Source organism: Hymenobacter daecheongensis DSM 21074 (assembly GCF_900141805.1).
Lineage (GTDB): Bacteria > Bacteroidota > Bacteroidia > Cytophagales > Hymenobacteraceae > Hymenobacter > Hymenobacter daecheongensis.
Genome location: NZ_FQYN01000009.1, coordinates 12832 through 32960 on the forward strand (window position 1 = coordinate 12832; position 20129 = coordinate 32960).

Sequence of the window (20129 nt, forward strand, 5' to 3'; positions counted from 1 at the left end):
TGCCAGACGGTTTATGGGCATTGTTGGCAAAGAGATTACGAGAAATAATACTCTAAACCCCTCCCTTTGGGGGCGGGGTTGGGCAGGGGTTTACAGCGTCCGCAGCTCGGCGTCGGCGGCGCGGAGCTTGGCTTTGGTTTGCTTGATTTCGCGGCTGAGCTGCTCGCGCAGGCGGGGCAGGTTCAGGGCGCGCACGGCCGCCTGGGCGGCATTGTCGGGGCGCACGACGGTGAGGTTGGGCGTGGCCGAGGGCATAATGACCGACGAGTTCAGGTTGGCGCTCAGCTCGGCGAAGTCCTTCCACGGCGGGCAGCTGATGACGGGCACGTTCACGTTGGCGGCCAGGGCGCCGCCGAGGCCATTGGAGAGGCCGGCTACGGCGATAATCACGCCGGGCTCCACCGAGTTGTTCCATACTTCGGCCATGCCGGCTATTTCCTCGCCGTTTTTGTGGGCTGAGGTCACGCGCAGCTGGGTGAAGAGGTTGTAGTCCTCGAAGAAAGAGCGGATTTTCTGGCAGTGCTCCTTGTCGGCGGGCGAGCCCATCACGATGTTCACCCAGGCATCCTTCATGATACCGGCGCGCACGAGGTTGCCCACGAGGCGGGTGCGCACGTCGCCGCCGGTGGTAGTTTCGTTGCCGGTGGGCAGCGGAGCGCCGGTGATGCGCTCGTAGATGTCGAGGTAGCGGCGGCTGGCTTCCTGCGAAACTTCCGGCGTGAGGGTGCGCGGGTACTGGCCGTCAACTTTATTCTGAATCAGCCACTGGCGCACGTACTCCTTGTCCATCTGCTCCACGGCCTCGGGGTTGCGGGCGTAGTCGTCGGCGCTCCAGAACCGCGACGAATCGGGCGTGTGGATTTCGTCAATCAGAATCAGCTCGCCGTTCAGCAGCCCGAACTCATACTTGGTATCGACCAAGATGATGCCGCGCTCCGCCATCCATGCCGAAGCGAAGTTGAATAACTCCAAGGACTTGATCCGCATCTGCTCATATAGCTCCTGCGCCACCCAGCCTTCTGCCACGAGGTTTTCGGGCGTAATCTCGCGGTCCGACTCTTCCTTGGTGGTCGGCGTCACGATGGGCGCGGGAAATTGCTGGTGCTTGGTGAGGCCATCCGGCACCGTCACACCCGAGAAGGTGCGCTGGCCTTTCTGGTAGCCACGCAGCATGGAGCCGGTGATGTAGTTGCGCACAATCATCTCCACGCGGATAGGCTCAGCCTCCTTGGACAGCGTCACGTTGGGGTCGAGCAGCGAGATGACATGGTTGGGGATGATGTGCCGGGTCTTATCGAACCAGAAAGTGGCCAGCCCATTGAGCACCGCGCCCTTGTGGGCCACGGGCGTTTCCAGCACCGAGTCGAAGGCTGAGAGGCGGTCGGTGACGACGATGAGCCGCTCGCCGGACGGGGCGCGGTACGAGTCGCGGACTTTGCCGCGGTGGAGGAGTTCGAGTTGGGGGGTGGCGAAGTGGTTGAGGGTATTCATACGTGGACCCCTCCCCCCGGCCCCCTCCCCAAAAGGGAGGGGGAGCCTGACGAAGGTATACGGGGCGGCTTTAGATGGTTAGTGAACGGTTTCTTTTGGATTGTTTTGCCTTTTCTATTGCGCCTGGTGATGAATCAGTCGGCTTTGGATTTGGTGAAGCACTTCTTCTGTGTGGTGCAGAATGTCTTGATTATTAAAGCGGAGCACCTCGTATCCTAGTTCCTGCAGCACGGAAGTGCGGTCCTGGTCGTAAGCGGCTTGCTCAGCATCGGTATGGATTTCACCGTCGGCCTCCACTATCAGCTTGGCCGACAGGCACACAAAGTCAACGATATAAGAATCAATGGCGTGCTGCCGCCGGAATTGCACGCCCAGTTTCTCGCGGCGCAACCCATCCCAAAGTTTGGCTTCCGCCTCAGTTGGCTGTTTCCGGTTCTCTCGCGCCCATGGCCCCAGCGTCTTCCATTTTTGAGCCGTGGTAGTGAAGATGTGCTCTTGCGCCGTTTGAAAATCTCCGGCGGGCTCCTCTACCACCAAAACCGACTCCTTATAGTCATCTGCAACCAAAAAAGTCGTCAGGCTCCCCCTCCCTTTTGGGGAGGGGGCCGGGGGGAGGGGTCCACCGGGGAGGGCGGCCACATGCTCCACGATGTTCCGGAACAACCTTAGCCCATCTCCCTCCTCGCTCAACCCCGCATCCGCCCGTTTCCGCCGCGCCCAGTCCGGGTGGTTGTAGAGCGACAAAAACGCCTCCGGATGCGGCATCAGTCCAAACACCCGCCCCGTCGTATCCGTCAGCCCCGCGCAGTTCAGGTCGGCGCCGTTGGGGTTGAAGGGGTAGGCGTCGGTGGGTGCGCCGTCGAAATCGGTGTAGGTGAGGCAGTTCAGGCCGCGGGCTTCGATGGCGGCGCGGGTGGCCTCGTCGCTGATAATGAGGCGGCCTTCGCCGTGGCGCACAGGCACTTCCAGCGTCGTGAGGCCCTTCAGGAAGGGCGTGATGGCGCGGGGGTTGACGGTGATCTTCACCCAGCGGTCCTCGTAGCGGCCCGAGGCATTGTGCGTGAGGGTGACTTCGGGCGTCACGGTGCCACTCAGGTCGGGCAGCAAACCCAGCTTCACCAGCACCTGGAAGCCGTTGCAGATGCCCAGCACGTGCTTGCCGTCGGCTACAAACTGCCGGATATCGTCCAGCAAGGTGCGGCCCTCGGCGTTGCGGCGGTAGCGCAGCTTGTTGGCCAGCACCACGCCCGAGCCCAGGTCGTCGCCGAACGAAAAGCCGCCGGGGAAGTTCAGGATGTCATAATCGTGAATGCTCACGTGGCCGTGCAGCACCTGATTGAGGTGCACAATGGTGGCCTCGCCCCCTACCAAACGGTAGGCGGCGGCAAACTCTTCCTCGCAGTTAATGCCGAAACCGGTCAGGATGAGCGCCCGAACTCGTCTTTCGTTTTTTGGTGGCTTAGGCTCTTCCTCGGTGCTTTTCAGCGGCTCGGTGGTTTCGTGGCCGGGATCCACGCTTTTGAAGCCGGGCAGCACGATGTTGCCTTCCCGGTCTACCACTTCGTGGCCGGGGTCGTCGTGCTGGGGGCGCGGGGGCGTGTGCTGGTCCGGCAGTTGGGGGTTTTGTTCCATGATTAATGCGCGGCTTCGTGGTGGCCGAAGCCGATGATGCGGTTTACCGGGCCGTTGGTCCACTCGTGGCGCAGGGCCGCTGTGCTGGCCGCAATGATGGTGTTGCCCGCCTGCCGCACCGTCAGCTGTCCGTCCGGCGTCACCCGACCCAGGCGGGTAGCCCGCTGGCCGAAGTGCTGCTCAAACGCCACTACATCCTCCGGCGCCACCGTGGCCACAAACCGGGAGTGAGACTCTGAAAACAGCTGCACGTGCACCGGCAGCCCCGCCGGCAGCTCCACTTCGGCCCCGAAGCCGTACCCAAACGTAGCCTCGGCCAGCGCCACCGCCAGCCCGCCATCCGACAGATCGTGGCAGCTTTGAATCAGGTTCTGGTCGTTGGCTTCGCCTACCAGCTTGTACAAGGCTTTGGCCTGCTCGAAGCGCACCTGGGGCACGTTGGCGCCCAACTCGCCAAAGAGTTGGTAGAACTCCGAGCCACCCAGCTCGTCGTAGGTTTCGCCCAGCAGGTACACTACGTCATCAGCCTGCTTGAAGTCGGAGGTAACGGTACGGCGTACGTCCTCAATCTTGGCCGTCATGGAATACAGCACCGTGGGCGGCACCGAAATCTTCACGCCGTCGGCCTTGAAGTCGTTTTTCATCGAGTCCTTGCCGCTCGTGAGCGGGATGCAGTAGGCTGCCGTGGCGTCGCGCAGGGCCTGGCACATGCGCACCAGCTTGGCCAGCTTCACCTTGCCATCGGGGTTGCCGATGGGGTCGTACACCGAGTCGGGTACGCAGAAGTTGTCGTTCACGGACCAGAAGTTGCCGTCGCCGTAACGCAGGTTCGGCAGCTTCCCTCCTACCGCCACAATCTGGCGCACGGCCTCGTCAAACGCCCCGGCCGACATGTGGTAAGCGTCCAAATCACCGAAGCGGGGCAGAATGCCGTTGCTCACGGCCACGCCTTCCCAACTCTCAAAGTTGAAACGCACCACGGCGGCATCCTGCGGGGCCTGGCCCGTCGCGCCCATCAGGGGCTTGATGATCGTGCGGCCTTTCACCTCGTGGTCGTACTGCCTGATTACTGATTCGCGGGAGCAGATGTTGAGGCTGCCGAGCAGGCGGGTGAGGATGTCGGTGTATTCAACCCCTCCCCAACCCCTCCCCAAAAGGGAGGGGCTTATGTTAGCCTCTAGCGCGTCGTCTGGCACCCCTCCCTTTTGGGGAGGGGACGGGGGAGGGGTTGGCTCCCGCAGTTCCGGCCGCTGCCACTCCGCTTCCAGCACCTTGCGCGGCACGCCGTCGTGCAAAAACTCCATGTCCAGCCGCGCCACGGAAGCCCCATCAAACCGCACGTCCAGAAACCCGTCGGAGGTAAAGTAACCGATGTCGGTCAGCTCCACTTCCATTTCCTGGCCCAGGGCCAGCAGCTCGTCCAGCTTGCTGGGCTCCACGGCCAGCGAAAACCGCTCCTGCGACTCCGACACGAAGATTTCCCAGGGCCGCAGGCCGGGGTACTTGAGCGGCACGTGCTCCAGCTCCACCACGGCCCCGCCGCTGATGGTCGCCAGCTCGCCAATGCTCGAGGAGAGGCCGCCCGCGCCGTTGTCGGTGCTGCACTTGATGAGGCCGCGCCGCGTGGCCAGGATCAGGAAGTCCATGGCCAGCTTTTGCGTGATGGGCGAGCCAATCTGCACGGCCGTAGCGGGCGAGGTTTCGTCCAGCTCAATAGAAGAGAAGGTGGCGCCATGGATACCGTCCTTGCCCACCCGGCCCCCGGCCATAATGATGCGGTCCTGGGCGTCGATGTTCTTTTCCCACGAATCGAGGCCGGCCAGCTGCATCGGCATCACAGCGCCGGTGCCGCAATACACCAGCGGCTTGCCGGCGTAGCGGTCATCAAACACAATGCTGCCGTTCACGGTGGGCACGCCCGACTTGTTGCCGCCGTCCTCGATGCCTTTGCGCACGCCCTCAAAAATGCGGCGTGGGTGCAGCTGGTTGCTCAGCAGAGTGCCGTCGAACTCGGGGTTGCCGAAGCACAGCACGTTGGTGTTGAACAGCAGCCGCGCGCCTCCGATGCCAGTCGCCAGCGGGTCGCGGTTGTTGCCCAGAATACCCGTAATAGCTCCACCATACGGGTCGATGGCGGAGGGCGAGTTGTGGGTTTCGACTTTCCACACAAACAGCGACTCCGGGTTGATGCGCACAGCCCCGGCGTTGTCGGAGAACACCTTGATCAGCCAGTCGTTGCCGTTGGCCCGCAGCTGGCGGTCTACCTCGGCGGTGGCGTCTTTGATGTAGGTTTTGAACAGGGAATCTACCTCGAACGCCTCGCCTGTATCAATATCCTTGTACTTAATCAGCGCCGCAAACTCCTTATGCTTGCAGTGCTCCGACCAGGTCTGGGCAATGATTTCCAGCTCGCAATCCGTCGGGTCCGGGGGCAGGCCAGCGGCCTGGCGCTTGTCACGGATGCTCGTGTAATGGTCGCGCACGGCGCGCATTTCCTCCAGATTCAGGGCGTAGAGGTTGTCTTTCGACAGCTTCTGCAGCTCCTCATCCGACAGGCCCACCAGTTGCACCGTCTCCGTAATCGATTCGGCCCCGCCACCCGGCCGCGGCGTGTAGTCGCGGATCTGGGTGATGGGGCCGGTTTCGAAGCGGTGTATCAGCTTGTTGCCCATCAGCTCCTGCGCGAGCTGGCGCAGACTACTCTCGGGCAGGGCTTCTTCCAGGAAGTAGAGCCGTTTCGAGAAGATGTGCTGGGTGTGGGTGTCGAGCGGCTCGTTGAGGAAGTCGCCGAGGGCGTTCTGGGCCGAGATGCCTTCGTCGTCGGTGACGCCGGGCAGCTTCGCCACGAGGATGTAGCTCTGGTAGTCGGGGCCGTGGCGGAACTCGTCGAGGGCCACGTCGTGCAGCACCGGGTCCTGGAGGCAGTGGGTGGCGAAGTCGCGCAGCTGCGCATCCGTCACCGGGTAGCGCACCGTGTAGAGCGCCGTGCTCTGCACCCGGCCGGTGTGCAGGCCAAGGTGGCGCTGGGCCGCTTCGGCGATGCGCTGGCCCTCGCCGTCGTGTTGGCCGGGCTTGAGCAGCAGCTGAATAGTTCTCTGGGGAGATTCCAAAAGATGAGTGGTTATCTATTTTTCGGGTTTCCCACGCGCAGTACTAGCACCGCCGTGAGGAAGCACACCCCACGCGGAGGTACGCCGAAAATGCCTTGCCGCCCAGCCGTTTGCCGTTGCGGTAGGTTTAAGAAAACGCTTTATCGGGCCGACTGCCCGGTTTTACCACCGGAATACCCGCCCGGCACAGCGGGCAATCATCAGGTGCGTAGGTAGCCGCCGTAACCGGCAGCAGGGCAAAGTTCGGAAAACTTAGCGCAGCATTCCCACCCGTGCGGTCAATTAAACTCGCCACGGCCAAAACTTTTCCGCCCAGCCCTTCCAGCACCCGCGCTACTTCGTTGGTGCTCTTGCCAGTCGTCACCACATCCTCGGCAATAACAATGCGCTGGCCGGCCTCCACCGTGAAGCCGCGCCGCAACGTCATATGCCCGGCCTCGTCGCGCTCCGTGAAGATGCCGGGCACGCCCAGCTGCCGGGCCAGCTCGTAGCCGACGACCACGCCGCCCATGGCCGGCCCTACCACCACATCGGGCTGCAAGCCTGCTTCTTTGATTTGCCGAGCCAGTTCCGCCGCGGCTGGCGCGGCGAGGTCAGGCCGGCGCAGAAACCGGGCGCACTGCACGTAAGTATCGGAGTGCAGGCCTGAGGACAGCCGGAAGTGCCCGCGCAGCAGCGCATCTTCCTGCAACAGCTGCTGCTCCAGGGTTTCGGAGGTGAAGGTGGTGGGTTGGGTAGGAATCAAAGGAAAGGTACTATTTGATGTGTACTATAAAATAGACCGTCATGCTGAGCTTGCCGAAGCATCTCTACCGCTTCGTTGCAATGCCAACCAAACGGCGCGGTAGAGATGCTTCGGCTCCGCTCAGCATGACGGGCAGTTACACCGCCACTGGCCGCAGCTGATTCATCTGCTCCACCAGCTCCCGCGCCACCGCGCCGGCATCGGCCGCCTGCCAGATAGCGCGCGAGGTGTTAATCAGGAGCCCGGCGCCATCCGTCCGCAGCCCGGCGCGGAGTGTGGCGGCCAGGTCGCCGCCCTGGGCGCCTACGCCGGGCACCAGAAACCACTGCTGCGGGCAGATGGCGCGCATCTGCGCCAGGGCTGCGGGGTGCGTGGCGCCCACCACCAGCCCGATACCACCGATTTCCGCATTGAGGCGGCAGGCTACTTTGGCCACGCCGTCGGCCAGGGAGCCGCCGCGCGTGAGGGCCATGTCCTGCATCGAGTACTGCGACTTGTTGGACGTTTTGGTCAGCACAAACACCAGCTTGCCTTCCCGCACAAACGGCCGCACTGCATCGTCGCCCATGTAGGGGTTCACCGTTACGCCATCCGCCCCGATGATGTCGTAGGCGAAGCGGGCGTAGTGGTCGGCGGTGTTGGCAATGTCGCCGAACTTGCCGTCCAGAATCACCGGAATATCCTTTGGGATGCGCTGCACGGTTTCCTTTAGCAGCTGTACGCCGTTTTCGCGGCTTAGGAAGAACGCCAGGTTGGGCTTGAAGGCGGCGGCGTACAGGCTGGTTTGGTCGATTACTTCGGCCAGTCGGCGCGCTACCTGCGCGTCGTCGCCCACGGGGTCGAGGCCCACGCAGAGCAGGCTATTAGCGTGTTGGGTGCGTTGAATCAGCTTTTCCATACGGTAGGGGAGGATACAGTTTCAGGAATAAGATGCCCGCACTCAGCTGCCAGCCGGGCCGAAAGGCCGGGCTCCAGCCACTCGCCGCTGCCCACTTGCACGGCCGAGGCACCGCAGCGCAGAAAGTCGGTGACGTGGGCCGCGGTAAACACGCCGCCCGTGCCGAAGATGGGCAGCGTAATCCGTGCGTCGTGGGCCAGCTCCCACACGCAGCGCAGCGCCACCGGCCGCAGGGCCTCGCCCGAGAGGCCGCCGGCCACGGGCGCGGCCGTGGCATCGTCGGGCAGGTGCAGGGCCTTGAGCAGATTGGTGGCGGCCAGCGCCGTGGCCCCGCCTTCCTGCGCCCCCAGCGCGAGGCCCCGGATGTGCTCGGGCCACGGCGGCAGCTTCACCACCAGCACGGCCGCGGGCCCCAGCTCATTGCGCACGGCCTGGGTGGCTTCGCGCACGAATTTCGCGCTCAGCGCCTCCCCGCCGGCCGTGTCGGGCTGGGCAATATAGATTTCCACGCCCGCCATCAGACTGCCCACCTCGCGCTGCAGATATCGGGCAATCTTGCGGAAGCCTGGAATGCCGGGCGCCGTAATGCTGACCAGCACCGGCACGCCGTGGCGCCGCAGGCGCGGCAGGTGCTCCTGCACCAGTATCTCGGCGCTTTCGGTGCGCATGTTGGTGGCGTTGAGCAGGGTTTGCTCGTTCACCTGCCAGATGCCTTCCTCGTAGCGCCCCGGCCGGGGCTCCATCGTCACGGTGCGGGTGAAAATGGCCCCCAGCCGCTCGTAGCCAGCCCCTTCCAGCTGCCACGACGCGGCCGCCAGACAGATAGGATTTTGCAGAGTCAGGGTTCCTAGTTGCATGCGTTGGCTCTTTATTAAATACGGGTGCCCTCCAGAGCTGGCAAAGGATTCGGAATCTGGCGGGACAGCCTCTTTTCTCACCAGAAACCTGCCGCCGCCATTTTTCGAATGCCCTCACCAGCTCAGGATGGCACAGGTGCTTTGGCCGGACAGCCGGTGCGCCACTGGCCGCCCCGCCCCAAAAAGCAGAGCGCCCGGCTAACACCGGGCGCTCTGTCTGTCAGCTGGTTAGATTACGTTGTCGCGGTTGATGAGGAAGGGCACACAGTCGCGGATGTCGGTCTGGCCGAGGATGAACTGGGCCACCCGCGCCATGCCCACGCCGGCCCCGGAGTGCAGCTTCACCTCGTTTTCTTTGTGGAAGTCGAGGTACCAGTCGAAGTCGGACAGCTTCATGCCCTGGCGCAGCAGGCCTTCCAGCATCGAGCTGGTTTCCAGCTTGTGGCGCAGCTTTTCGGCATCGAATTCGCGCTCGGCCGAGCCAGCTGATTCGCCGGCCAGGGGCAGCAGCAGGTCAGAGGAGTTCACCACGCGCGGGTCGTCGTCGTTGTTGCGCATGTTGAAGAACTTGATGTCGGCGGGGTAGTGCGTCACGAACATCGGGCCCATCAGCTCGGTGAGGCGGCCTTCTTCCTCAGCGCCCAGGTCGTCGCCCCACTGCAGGTCAGGGAAGCCGTTGGTTTTGAGCAACTCCACCGAGTCGGCGTAGGTCATGCGCTTAAAGGTCAGGTTGCTCAGGTCGGCGGGGTTGCGGCCAAACAGCTCCAGCTCCTTGGCGCAGTCCTGCGACACCTGGCGGGCGGCCGAGGCCACAATGCCCGAGAGGTGGCCCAGCAGCTCGTCCAAGTCGCCGATGTGCTCGATTTCAAACAGGCTGAACTGCGCCAGACGGCGGCCATCGGCCTTCATCTCCTTGCGGAAGCTCTGGATTTCGCCGTACACGCGGCCACCCCCAATGGCCTGAGTCAGCATTTCGATGTAGAGCTGGTTGCTCTGGGGCAAAAACATCTTGCGGCCGTCGTACCAGTCGATGGTGAACAGCGTGTCCGTATTCTCGCAGGCCCCGGTCACACCCACGATGTGGGGCATGTTGTGAATGCCGATGAAGCCTTCGGCCTCCACGTATTTGCGGGCCCCGCGAAACATGGCATCCCATACTTTGATCACGGCCATGCGCTTGGGGTCCGTGCTCAGGTTCACGTTGCGGGTAGCGGCGGGAGCGGCGGCTACCATCTGCTGGGCGAGGGTGGTGGTGTCGTTCATGAGGGTTTACCGGGTATGAAGTGAAAGATTAGAGAAGACAAGAATGCGCAGTGGCCAACGCCCAGGCCAAACCGGCCGGGCATAAAAAAACCGCTTCGGAAACCGGAGCGGTGATGGGGGCAAAAACCAGAAAAACGAAAAAATTAACGGGGAAAATGACCTTCCGGTCATCTCGCAGGACGTCGGTATGTCGATTCCCGCGCTTCATTAGTTCTGGGTAGTTGGGTGAAGCACGTCGCAAAAGTACTAATTGTTACCAGGGTCGTGCAGTTGGTAACATTAAGTTTATGTTACCAAACTGTTACCTTCTCCCCGGCGGGCCTGCCCGCCCGGCCCGACGGCGGACTAGGTGAGTTGCCCCGGTAGCCGGTTGAAGATCAGGACTATTTGACTTATTTTGATTTTTTGGCGGAACTTCCTTCCGCGTCGCTATCTTTGTGTAGTGCAGTTGCAAAGCTGATTATGCTGCTCTATATAGGGTGGTTTTTCATCTTTGATTAATTATATAATAGCTGCGCTGCTACTGCTTTGCTCAATAGTGTTCTTTTTCCGGTCGGTCCGGTTGGCTCACTACCTGCTCTTTTTCGTTTCCGCTTCCACCCAACGCCTTTTTGCCCGCTCACCAAACGTAACAGAATCATAATTGCCCCACTCAAGTCCAATTATGATTCCGGTCTTTCCTTTGTCAACCGTATTTCCTCGCCTCTCAACTTCCTTCGGCTATGAAAAAAGTGTTACTCGGATTCGTGTTTGCCGCGCTGCTGCTGACCGCGCCCACGGCGCAGGCCCAGGATGCCGCCCGCATTGAGTACAGTGAGCAGGTGCCGGCCGATGAGCTGGGCCGCGACGCGCTGTATCGCCGCGCCCTCGACTGGGCGGAAAACCATTTTGGCTACGGACCCAAAACCGACCTCAAGTTTGTGCCCGACGCCGGCGTGGTGCGCGTGACGGGCACCGGCAAGGTGAAGCCCGTGAGCCCCAGCGGCAAAGAGCAGCCTCAGGTCGTACGCTTCGATTTTGCCTTCAAGGCCACCGATACCGGCTACAGCTACAGCATCGACTCCTTCCGGCTGGTGCCCGACCCCAATAAGCCCACTGAGCAAATTCCGCTGGCCGACTACCTCACCCAGCTGAGCACTGAGAAGGCGGCGGCCCGCACCTTCAACGAGCGCCGCGTAACGGCGCAGGCCAACTCCCTGGCCAGCGAAATAGCCATGAGTTTCCGCTCCTATATGAACAGCATTCCGGCCGGGGCCGAAGGCACCGTAGGCTTGCCCGCCAACGACCAGGACTAGCTCTGAAAACCAGTTTCAAACCCAAAAAGGGTCCGCCGACGAATCGGCGGGCCCTTTTTTGGCGCATTTTCCCGGCAGTTGGGCAAAGAGTAGCGCGGAAATTCGTTCCGCGACGAGCAGCGCGAGTTCCCACGCGCTGGGAGTGGCCACACAAATAGCCTCGCTACTCCGGGTCCTGGGTCGGATATCGGTCGAGGAGGCGGTGGGTGCGGGCGGGCAGGTCGCGGGCATCCAGCACCATAAAGCCGTCGAGGGTATTCGAGAAGCTGGGGTCCAGGTTGAAGCCGATCAGCCGGCCGTTCTGCTTCAGGTATTGGCGCAGCAGCACGGGCACGCCGCTGCCGCCCGGCTCGAAGCCGGCAATCAGCTTCTGCAGGTCGGGCAGCGTGTCGAGGCCAGTTTGTAGCAGGGTGGGGGCGGCGTGGTCGTCCAGGGGGCGGTAGCGGAAGCGTTTGCGGGGCACTACGGCCTTGGCTAGCCCGGCATCGAAGTAGTGCCGGGTCAGAAAATCTACCATTACGGCCCGCGAAACGGCCGAAAACCGGTTGCTGATGCTCACGGGGCCAATGAGGTAGCGGTAGTGCGGGTGGTGGGCCAGGTAGTCGGCCAGGCCTTTCCAGAGCAGCGCCAGCGGCTGCGGCTGCCGCTGATACTCGGGCCGGATGAACGAGCGGCCCAGCTCCAGCGACTCGCGCAGCACCGGATTCAGCTCCTTCTTCAGCCGAAACAGCGAATGCAGGTAGAAGCCCCGCTTGCCGCGCTGCCGCATAATGCCGCGCCCCAGTCCCACCCGGTAGGCCCCCACCAGCTGCCCCGCGCCCCGATGGTAGAGAAACAGGTGCCGGTAGTAGGCATCGTACTGGTCCAGGTCGGTGGGCTGCTGAGTGCCTTCGCCCTCGGCCCGAAACGTCAGCTCGCGCAGCCGCCCTATTTCGCGCAGCACATTCGGGATTTCGGCCTGGCGGGCCATATACACTTCCCAGGGGCCACTTTGCAGCACCCGGCGGCCGGGCCGCAGGGCGGCAATGTCGGCTTCGAGCAGCGCCCGGTCGGTTTCGGCAATGACGGGCGGCACCGTGGGCGCCTGGCGTAGGGCGAAGGCGGCGGCCACCGTTGGCAGCGTGCTCAAGGCATACACCCTGGCCCGCAGATAGGGCAGCTGCTCGGGGGCGGGCAGCCCGGCCAGGGTAGCGGCCGCCACGGGCTGCCCGATGCGCAGCTGAATGGTCTGGCCGCGCTTGTTGAGCAGCTCGGCGGGCAGGCGGGCCGTGCGCAGCCACGGATGCACCAGCCCCAGCAGCCCAAACGACTCGCTGTTCTGCCCGCTCAGCCACACGGGCACCACCGGCACGCGGGCCTTGCTCAGCAGCCGGCCGGCTGTGGGGTGCCAGTCTGCATCGGGGGGCGTGCGAAACAGGGTGGGGCGGTGCGCCACCTCGCCGGCCGGAAACAGGCCCAGCGGCACGTCGTTGTGCAGGTAGCGCAGCATCTGGCGCACGCCGGGCGTGTTCTGGCCCGCCAGGGCCCGCTCCGGGGTCACCAGAATCAGGTGGTCGGTGAGGTGGGGCAGCAGCGGGGCCAGCAGCTCGTTGGCCACCATCCGGAACTCGGGGCGTACGCCGCTGAGCACGTAGAGCAGCACCAGCCCATCGAGCAGACCGCAGGGGTGGTTGGCCACGGCCACAAACGCGCCCGGCGGCAGGCGGCGCAGCTCGGCGGGGTCATAGTCGAGGGTAATGTCGAGGCTGCGCAGCAGGCTGCCGATAAACTCGCGCCCCTGCAGGTGCCGGCTTTGCTCGTAGAGGTCGTGCAGCTGCCGCACTTGAGCAAACTGCTGCCACACCGGCCGGAGCAGGTGCCGGGAGCGGGCCCCCAGGAAGGCAGGAAAAGCGAAGTTGGAATGGGAAAGCAGATCCATCGGCAGCAGCACAGCCCCGCCCGACGAGGTATCGGGCGGCAGTACTGCAAACTTGGCAAAAGCATATTAGCCCGCCATTACCGATGAATTACGAAACCATTAAGGATGTGTGGGTTAGCTCCGGAGCGCCTAAAAACGCAGAAAGCCGCGTTGCAGCGCGGCTTTCCTGTTCATAATCACCTTTTTAATCTGCTTCACGCACTTCTAAATATACGATTCCGCGGCGAATAGATTCACTATAAGGTCTATATAATATTCATATTTATGTGCGCAGCCTCCAGAGGCACCAAAATGCCCCGGCCGCCGCATAGCAACCGGGGCATCTTCATTCGGAAATAGTGGGCTCAGCCCCGCATTAGTTCGTCGGGCCGTTGTCGACGCGGGCTTCGATGGTGCTCTGCACGGTGGAGGAAACAGCGGACAGCAGGTTGTAGCCGGTGGCCTGCTCAATGGCATCGACCGTGGTACGGTACGTAGACCAATCGGTGTTTACGGTCTGGGTGTTGGGGGTGTTGATGGCAATGACGCGGGTGGCAGTGGTCACGCGGGCCGCATCGCCGGTGCCGTTTGGCAGCACCACAATCACCTTCCAGCAGTTGGCAGGCACGGTTATCTTGCCGCTGGCAATGGTGGTGGTGTAGCCGTTCAGGCCGGTGCCGCCGGTGCCGTAGCTGCCGCAGATGATATAAAGCTCATTGCCGGCATCTACCAGCGTGCGGCAGTAGTTTTCGAGGCCGGCCCAGGTACGCTGGTTGTTGTTGGCGGCCTGGGGCATCATGTTGGTCATCAGGAAGGTGGCCGAGTTGTCAGCTACCGAGCCGGTGCGGTCGGCTGAGGGGCAGTTGTGGCCGCGGTCGAAGCCGGAGCCGGTGTAGCTGCTGCTCGTGGCGCGGAACCAGCCGGTGGGCAGCGTGGCATCGGAGGCGAAGTTATCCTGGCGGGGCGTGGTGCCGAGCCAGGCGCTGCTCAGGTGCCAGCTCACCCAGTTCGGAATGCCCCGGTCGCGGTGATAGGAAGCGGCATACTGCGTTTTGGAGAGCAGGTAGTTGGTGTAGTTGGCAGCATCGGTGGTGGCTCCGCTGGGGTTGCCCAAGGCTAGGTGGCTGTCGCGGGTGGCCGTGGCATCTGCCGACTGCTCTACGGCCTGCGGGCCGGGTTTCACGGTTTCGTCTTTGGCGCACGATACGGCCAGGGTGCCCAGCAGGCAGAAACTCAGTACTCGGTAGAGGGTACGCTTCATACGAAAGGGGTGAATGGTTGCGGAAAAGGTGTGAAAAGAAAGAGCGGAAGAGCGGAGCAGGCTGGTAGCCGAAATCTGCCGCAAAGATGGCAGAGCGAAAAAAGAAACAGGTTACCAGAATATTACCATTGCCTGGTGTTTTGCCGCCGGCATATGGTATTAGCAAGATGAAAAAAATAAAATATATTGTTTATATAAGATTATGGCATTTTTGGCGTTGATAATCATCTGTTGCCGCTGACTGCGCCTTGCCAATAACCGGGCGCTTTGGCAGCCGCCAAGCTGGCCACTTCACCATGCCGCCGGCACCAGCCGGGCGTGCTGAGCTGTGGCCCGGCCCGGCCCGCTAGCGCTGAGTAGCATTTTGGCAGCCACTGCATTGGCGAAAAGCCTGATGATCTGCGCCGGGCCACGCCGCCACCCTGCCGCGCTGGCCATGCCCATGCGGCCAGTCCGCCAGGCAACGAGGGCAGCATGTGGCCTGAATACAATCATCAAGCCCTGCCCGGAAGCTGGTAATAGTGCCGTGGGCAACGCCACGTGCCCGCCGGTATCAGGCATGGTCGGCACCCGGCGGCCTGGCTCAGGCGGGCAGGCAGATGGTCACGTCGGTGCCCTGGCCTTCCTGGCTGCTCACGGCCAGCGTGCCGCCGTGCCCGGTCACGATGCTGTCGTAGCTCAACGACAGGCCCAGGCCGGTGCCTTCGCCCGGCGGCTTGGTGGTGAAGAAGGGCTGGAAGATCTTGCGCTGCACTTCCGCGCTCATGCCCAGGCCGTTGTCGTGCACCTCAATCTGCACCTGATGGTCTACGCGCTTGGTGTGCACCACCAGCTCGGGCACGTAGCCGGCCTCGTGCTTGCTGAGGCGCTGCTGCAGGGCATAAAATGAGTTGATGTACAGATTGACGAGCACCCGCCCGATATCCTGCGGCACCACGGCCACCTTGGACACCAGCGCATCCAGGTCGGAGGTGAGCTTGACGTGGAACGACTTGTTTTTAGCCCGGAAGCTCTGGTAAGCCAGCGGCAGGTTTTCGGCCACCAAGGCATTCAAATCAACGGTTTCGCGGTGCCCCACGCTGGTGTGCGAGTGTTGCAGCATGCCTTTCACGATGCTGTCGGCGCGATGGCCATGGTGCGTTATCTTCTGCAGATTCTCGGTCAGCGTATCCAGCAGCTCGGTGGCATAGGCTTTTTCGCTCTCGGGCAGGCGCTGCCACGGCCCCTCCATAAACTCGGCCACCAGCTCCACGCTCACCTCCGAGAAGTTATTGACGAAGTTGAGCGGGTTCTGAATCTCGTGGGCAATGCCGGCGGTCAACTCGCCCAGCGAGGCCATCTTCTCGCGCTGAATAAGCTGGTTCTGCGCCGCCTTGAGGCTAGCCAGGGCCCTGGTCAGATCGTCGCGCTGCATGGCAATCTGGGCGTTTTTCTCGTTCAGATTACGGTTGGCCCGCTGCTTTATATACACGTTGCGCCACAGCAGGCCAGCCAGCAGCAGCAGCCCCGTCAGGCCGGCCAGCAGGGCGTACAGCTGCTGGCGCTGCCGCTCGCTGGTCTGGGCCTGCAGCTGGCGGGTTTTGTTGAGCAGCGCAATCTGGCTCTGCTTTTTGTCCAGCTCGTAGCCGTAGCGCAGGGCGCTGGTTTTGCGCTGGGTTTCCTCGCCCGCCAGCGTATCCTGGTAGGCCGCAAACATGCTCTGATACCGGTAAGCTTCCTCAAAATTGCCTGCCTCGGCGTGGGCCTGTGCCAGCACCTTGGCCGCCCCGCTGATGGTGCCGTTGCTGCGGCTCTGCTGGCTGAGGCGCAGGGCGTGGCCGGCCAGGGCAATGGCGCTGTCGGGGCGCTGGCTGAGCAGAAACGAGCGGGCCAGCATCAGCTCCACGCCGGGCCGGTTGTAGTCGTCGTGGTGGATGCGCACCAGGGCGCGGGCGCGGTAGCCGTGCCGCAGGGCCTGGGCCTGGTTGCCCTGCAGGCTGTATACTTCTGCCAGCCCAATTTCATTGGATGTTTCGTTTTTCACGTCGCCCATGCGTCGGCTTACCAGCACGGCCTGCTGGTAGTGGCGCAGTGCCTGGGGCCATTTCTGCTGCAGCTGGTAGGTGCTGGCCAGGCTGCTGAGCGCGGCGGCTTCCACCTGCTGGTCGCCCAACCTGCGGCCGTCGCGCAGGGTGGTTTGCAGCACCGCAATGGCGCTGTTGTAGTCGCCCACCTTGGAGTAGATGCTGCCGATGGTGGCCCGCAGCTGGGTCTGAATCACCAAATCCTGGGCTTGCTCGGCCAGCTTCAGGCCCTGCAGCGCCCAGCTCAGGGCGGGCGTGAGGTTGCTCTGCATCAGGTCGATAAGGCTCAGCTCCAGGCAGGCTTTGGCCTCGCGGCGGCGGTCGTGGCGGCGGGCGTAGAGCTGCCGGGCGAGCAGCGTGTAGCGCCGGGCCGCGTCGTATTCGGCCTGCCGGCGGTGCAGGATGCTAAGCCAGAACAGGCTGCGCCCGATACCGGCCGTATCGGCCAGCTGCCGCGAGAGTTTCAGGGCCTGCTGGCTGAGCCCGATGGCCTGCGGCGCATCCACAGCCGCCAGCTCCAGCACCAGGGCGTGCAGGCGGCGCACGCGCGTAGTATCCGGCCGGGGCTGGGCCCCCAGCAGGCGGCGCAGGCTATCGGCCGCCCGGCTCTGGGCCGGGGCCGGCCCGGCCAGCAGCGCCAGGCTCAGCGCCAGCAGTATCGTTCGGGGAAGTTTCATTGGAGCAAAAGGTGCTAAGGAGGAGCAGGCATAGTGCGAATAGGGTGGGGGATAAGTGGTTGTTAATTAGCTGGCTTTGCGATTTTCAGCATAGAAAAAGCCGGTGTGCTTATTCCATGCTGGTCGGCCTGCGGTGTCGTTGCCGGACTGTTTTTAAGTCGGCGGATAAATCGGATTGTTGGTAACTCCAACCCGGTTCCCCTCCAAATCATACACCACGAACACATTGACTGCTTGGGCGAGGACATTATGGCCTTTAAGGTCAGGGATATTTATAGGTTTCAGATCTTCGGCGAAGCGGGCGTTAGATTCCTTCAACTCACTGTATAACGTCGCCACTTCCGCTGCCGTATTCAATGACAAGTAGAAAGTGGCCTGGCTAAGTTTCGGATACTTGGGGTTTGTATCAAGCCGTACACCAGTATCATCAAGCTTGTACACAGCGTACTCAAAACCATCTTTTGAGCCTCTTCTGGGTCCATCGGGCTCAGACAACAGCGCATTGTACCAGATGATAGCGGGCTCCAACTTGCCTTCAGGAATCGGGTAGATAACCCCTTTTCTGCCTTTTAGCTTGGGTTTAAATGCAAGCCCTTCGTGCTCCGCCACCCCATTGTGCTTGCGCCGGCTAACCACCAACGCCGTGAAAGCAGCCAGCCCCGCGGCTGCCAATAGATTGTTTTTCATGGGTAATGCGCGTTAAGTGAGGGAATATCAAAACCTGCTCCTGCTTGGCTACTTATCGTCATCGGCTGGCTTTGCCGGCGGGTAGATGGGGTTGTTAATCACTCCCACCGGGTTGCCGGAGGGGTCCAGCACCACAAATTCCCGTACTTCCGCCACGGCGCCCTCGGTGCCTCGGGCCGGAGCGTGCTCTTCAATTTTCTGCATTCGCCGAAACAGCACGCCCTCAAACCGGTTGGCCGGATTCGCGTTCAGCGTGTTGAACTTGTTTTCCACGTCGTCGGGCGTGGGCAACACCCAGTAGAAAACGGTTTCCTTGAGCTGCAGAAATTTGGGGTCCGTTTCGAGCCGCACCTCAATGCCATCTACCTGATATACCGCGTACGGATTGGCCTCCGCCGTACTGATTTTTGTGGGCTCCTGCCCGAAAAAAGCCGAATACCAGGCGATAGTCGCCTTCAGGTCCGCCGGATTTTTGACGGGATAAATTACCGTTTTCTGAGCCATAAATCGGGGAGTGTTTTGGGCAAAGCTGCTGCCGCTTGCCAGCAACAGGCCGATGAGCAGGGCTACCAGTAAACCATTCTTCATGGGCCAGGAAATAAGAGGGAAAAAGCTGACAAGCGATTATGGCCATTGCGCCATTCCAGACGCGCTCCAGGGCTAATGAAGAAGGGCCGCGGAATCCTCGCTCCGCGCACGGTTCAGGTCGACGTAGGATCAAGTTAATAAAAAATATGATATATAGAATTTTTGCCCAATATTTGCAGCCTCAACAGTAGAAACAACTCTTTGTTACTGACCGCCATAGCAATTGGTTTGTACGCCCCGCCGGCCCGGTGCCGGCTGCTTGTCACAGCTCAGTAGCCGGCCCGTAGCAGAGCAATTATTTCAGGTGTTATTATAAATTTTTGCTTTATTTTTTGCATATTAGTAGGTTGAAAGCGAAAAAGGCTTCGTGCTAATTCGCGTTGCTTTACCCTGCTGGCAACCAGGGATTTGTGCGTATAGGAGAGCAGAAAGTGAAGGAGGAAAAGTTGACGAATGGAAGGTTTGAGCGTGAAATAGCATAGCGCCTGACATCGGCTCCACTTCCAAAGAAGTGGGCCGCTCAGGCGTCTTCGGGACCAGCACCGCTGGGTTTGTACTGCGTAGCCCGCGCCGCCCGCTCTTGTTGCGGCGGCCCCCGGCTCTTGATTTGGTAAGTTCGGCTCTGCTCGCATCTGCGCTATGCTTTTCGACCAATTAAAGGCGGCTCCCCCATCAGCCAACCCGGCTATTCCGCCGCTGGATCTGCCGCTGCCCGCCGGCCTGGGGCCGCTGCTGGCCGCGCCGCCGGCTGCCTCGCCGGCAGCATTGCTCCGGCAGCGGGTATTGCAGCTATTGCTGCTGCTGGCGGGCGTGTTTCTGGCCGCGCTGGGCCTGAAAGGGTTCCTGCTGCCCAATGGCTTTATTGATGGCGGCGTGACGGGTATCTCGCTGCTGGTCAGTCAGCTGACTGGGGTCTCTCTGTCCCTGCTGATTGTTGTTATCAACCTGCCTTTCATTGTGTTGGGCTACTACCAGCTGGGGCCCACGTTTGCGCTCAAAACCCTGCTCACCATTCTGTGCCTGGCCGGGGCGCTGCTGGTGGTGTCGTTTCCGCCCCTCACCCACGATAAGCTCCTGATTGCCGTGTTTGGCGGCTTCTTCCTGGGGGCGGGCGTGGGGCTGGCCATGCGTGGCGGTGGCGTGCTCGATGGCACCGAGATTCTGGCCGTCTACATCAGCCGCCGGCTGCCGGGCTCTATTGGTGATATCATCCTGGTTATCAATATCATCATCTTCAGCGTGGCGGCCTGGCTGCTGTCCGTCGAAACGGCGCTCTACTCCATTCTGGCCTACCTGTCGGCGGCCCGCACCGTCGATTTTGTGCTGGTCGGCATTGAGGAATACACCAGCCTGACCATCATCTCCTTCCACAGCACCGAAATAAGGCAGCTGATAACCGACAAGCTGCACCGCGGGGCCACCGTGTTTGAGTGCACCCAGGGCTACGGCTCGCACGGGCACCAGCACCTCAAGGTAGAAGCCATCTTCACGGTGGTTACCCGGCTGGAAGTTATCAGCCTCACCAGGGAGATTTATAACATTGATCCGCAGGCCTTTGTGGTGATGCAAAGCGTGAGCGACACGCGCGGCGGCCTGATAAAGAAACGAGCGTTGCACTGAGCGCGGCCCATCGGCGCGGCTGGCGCTGAGGGAGCCGGAAGGGCA

Annotated in this window: 14 protein-coding genes; 2 read left to right on the forward strand and 12 right to left on the reverse strand. The window is 62.0% G+C overall.

What is annotated here, in order from left to right:
- Positions 1-90: 90 nt before the first annotated feature.
- From BUB62_RS16010 to BUB62_RS16040, 7 genes are all read right to left on the reverse strand, one after another.
- On the reverse strand, positions 91-1491 hold the full coding sequence (locus BUB62_RS16010) for a phosphoribosylaminoimidazolesuccinocarboxamide synthase (protein WP_073111830.1): 1401 nt from the start codon (positions 1489-1491) through the stop codon (positions 91-93).
- 114 nt (positions 1492-1605) lie between these two features.
- The gene (locus BUB62_RS16015) at positions 1606-3123 is read right to left on the reverse strand and encodes a phosphoribosylformylglycinamidine synthase subunit PurQ (protein WP_073111832.1); all 1518 of its coding nucleotides are present in this window, start codon (positions 3121-3123) and stop codon (positions 1606-1608) included.
- Positions 3124-3125: 2 nt separating this feature from the next.
- Positions 3126-6233 (reverse strand): phosphoribosylformylglycinamidine synthase subunit PurL, encoded by a 3108-nt coding sequence (locus BUB62_RS16020; protein WP_073111834.1) that lies wholly within the window; start codon positions 6231-6233, stop codon positions 3126-3128.
- A gap of 127 nt (positions 6234-6360) precedes the next feature.
- Positions 6361-6978, reverse strand: a complete 618-nt coding sequence (gene pyrE / locus BUB62_RS16025; protein WP_073111836.1) for an orotate phosphoribosyltransferase — start codon at positions 6976-6978, stop codon at positions 6361-6363.
- 136 nt (positions 6979-7114) lie between these two features.
- A complete protein-coding gene (gene pyrF / locus BUB62_RS16030; protein WP_073111838.1) occupies positions 7115-7876 on the reverse strand; it encodes an orotidine-5'-phosphate decarboxylase in 762 nt (253 codons plus the stop codon).
- The gene (locus BUB62_RS16035; protein ID WP_073111840.1) at positions 7864-8733 is read right to left on the reverse strand and encodes a dihydroorotate dehydrogenase; all 870 of its coding nucleotides are present in this window, start codon (positions 8731-8733) and stop codon (positions 7864-7866) included. Before BUB62_RS16035 ends, pyrF begins: the two co-directional genes overlap by 13 nt.
- A 228-nt stretch (positions 8734-8961) precedes the next feature.
- Positions 8962-9996 (reverse strand): amino acid--tRNA ligase-related protein, encoded by a 1035-nt coding sequence (locus BUB62_RS16040; RefSeq protein WP_073111841.1) that lies wholly within the window; start codon positions 9994-9996, stop codon positions 8962-8964.
- 722 nt (positions 9997-10718) lie between these two features.
- On the opposite strand from BUB62_RS16040, the gene BUB62_RS16050 reads away from it, so the two are divergent.
- Positions 10719-11291, forward strand: coding sequence for a DUF4468 domain-containing protein (locus tag BUB62_RS16050; protein WP_073111845.1), 573 nt, complete (start codon positions 10719-10721; stop codon positions 11289-11291).
- A 163-nt stretch (positions 11292-11454) separates the two neighbouring features.
- On the opposite strand, the gene BUB62_RS16055 is transcribed toward BUB62_RS16050, so the two are convergent.
- From BUB62_RS16055 to BUB62_RS16080, 5 genes are all read right to left on the reverse strand, one after another.
- Positions 11455-13209: a lysophospholipid acyltransferase family protein gene (locus BUB62_RS16055; RefSeq protein ID WP_073112095.1), complete on the reverse strand. Its 1755-nt coding sequence runs from the start codon at positions 13207-13209 to the stop codon at positions 11455-11457.
- 355 nt (positions 13210-13564) lie between these two features.
- Positions 13565-14449 carry a DNA/RNA non-specific endonuclease gene (locus BUB62_RS16060; RefSeq protein ID WP_073112097.1) on the reverse strand — a complete coding sequence of 295 codons (885 nt, stop codon included), beginning with the start codon at positions 14447-14449 and terminating at the stop codon, positions 13565-13567.
- A 583-nt stretch (positions 14450-15032) separates the two neighbouring features.
- Entirely contained in the window at positions 15033-17189 is a 2157-nt protein-coding gene (locus tag BUB62_RS16070) for an ATP-binding protein (protein WP_073111849.1), read from the reverse strand.
- Between the two features lie 153 nt (positions 17190-17342).
- Entirely contained in the window at positions 17343-17876 is a 534-nt protein-coding gene (locus BUB62_RS16075; RefSeq protein WP_073111851.1) for a hypothetical protein, read from the reverse strand.
- Between the two features lie 48 nt (positions 17877-17924).
- A complete protein-coding gene (locus BUB62_RS16080; protein ID WP_073111853.1) occupies positions 17925-18464 on the reverse strand; it encodes a VOC family protein in 540 nt (179 codons plus the stop codon).
- A 639-nt stretch (positions 18465-19103) separates the two neighbouring features.
- Here BUB62_RS16080 and BUB62_RS16085 point away from each other — a divergent pair.
- A complete protein-coding gene (locus BUB62_RS16085) occupies positions 19104-20084 on the forward strand; it encodes a YitT family protein (protein WP_084539132.1) in 981 nt (326 codons plus the stop codon).
- Positions 20085-20129: the final 45 nt, after the last annotated feature.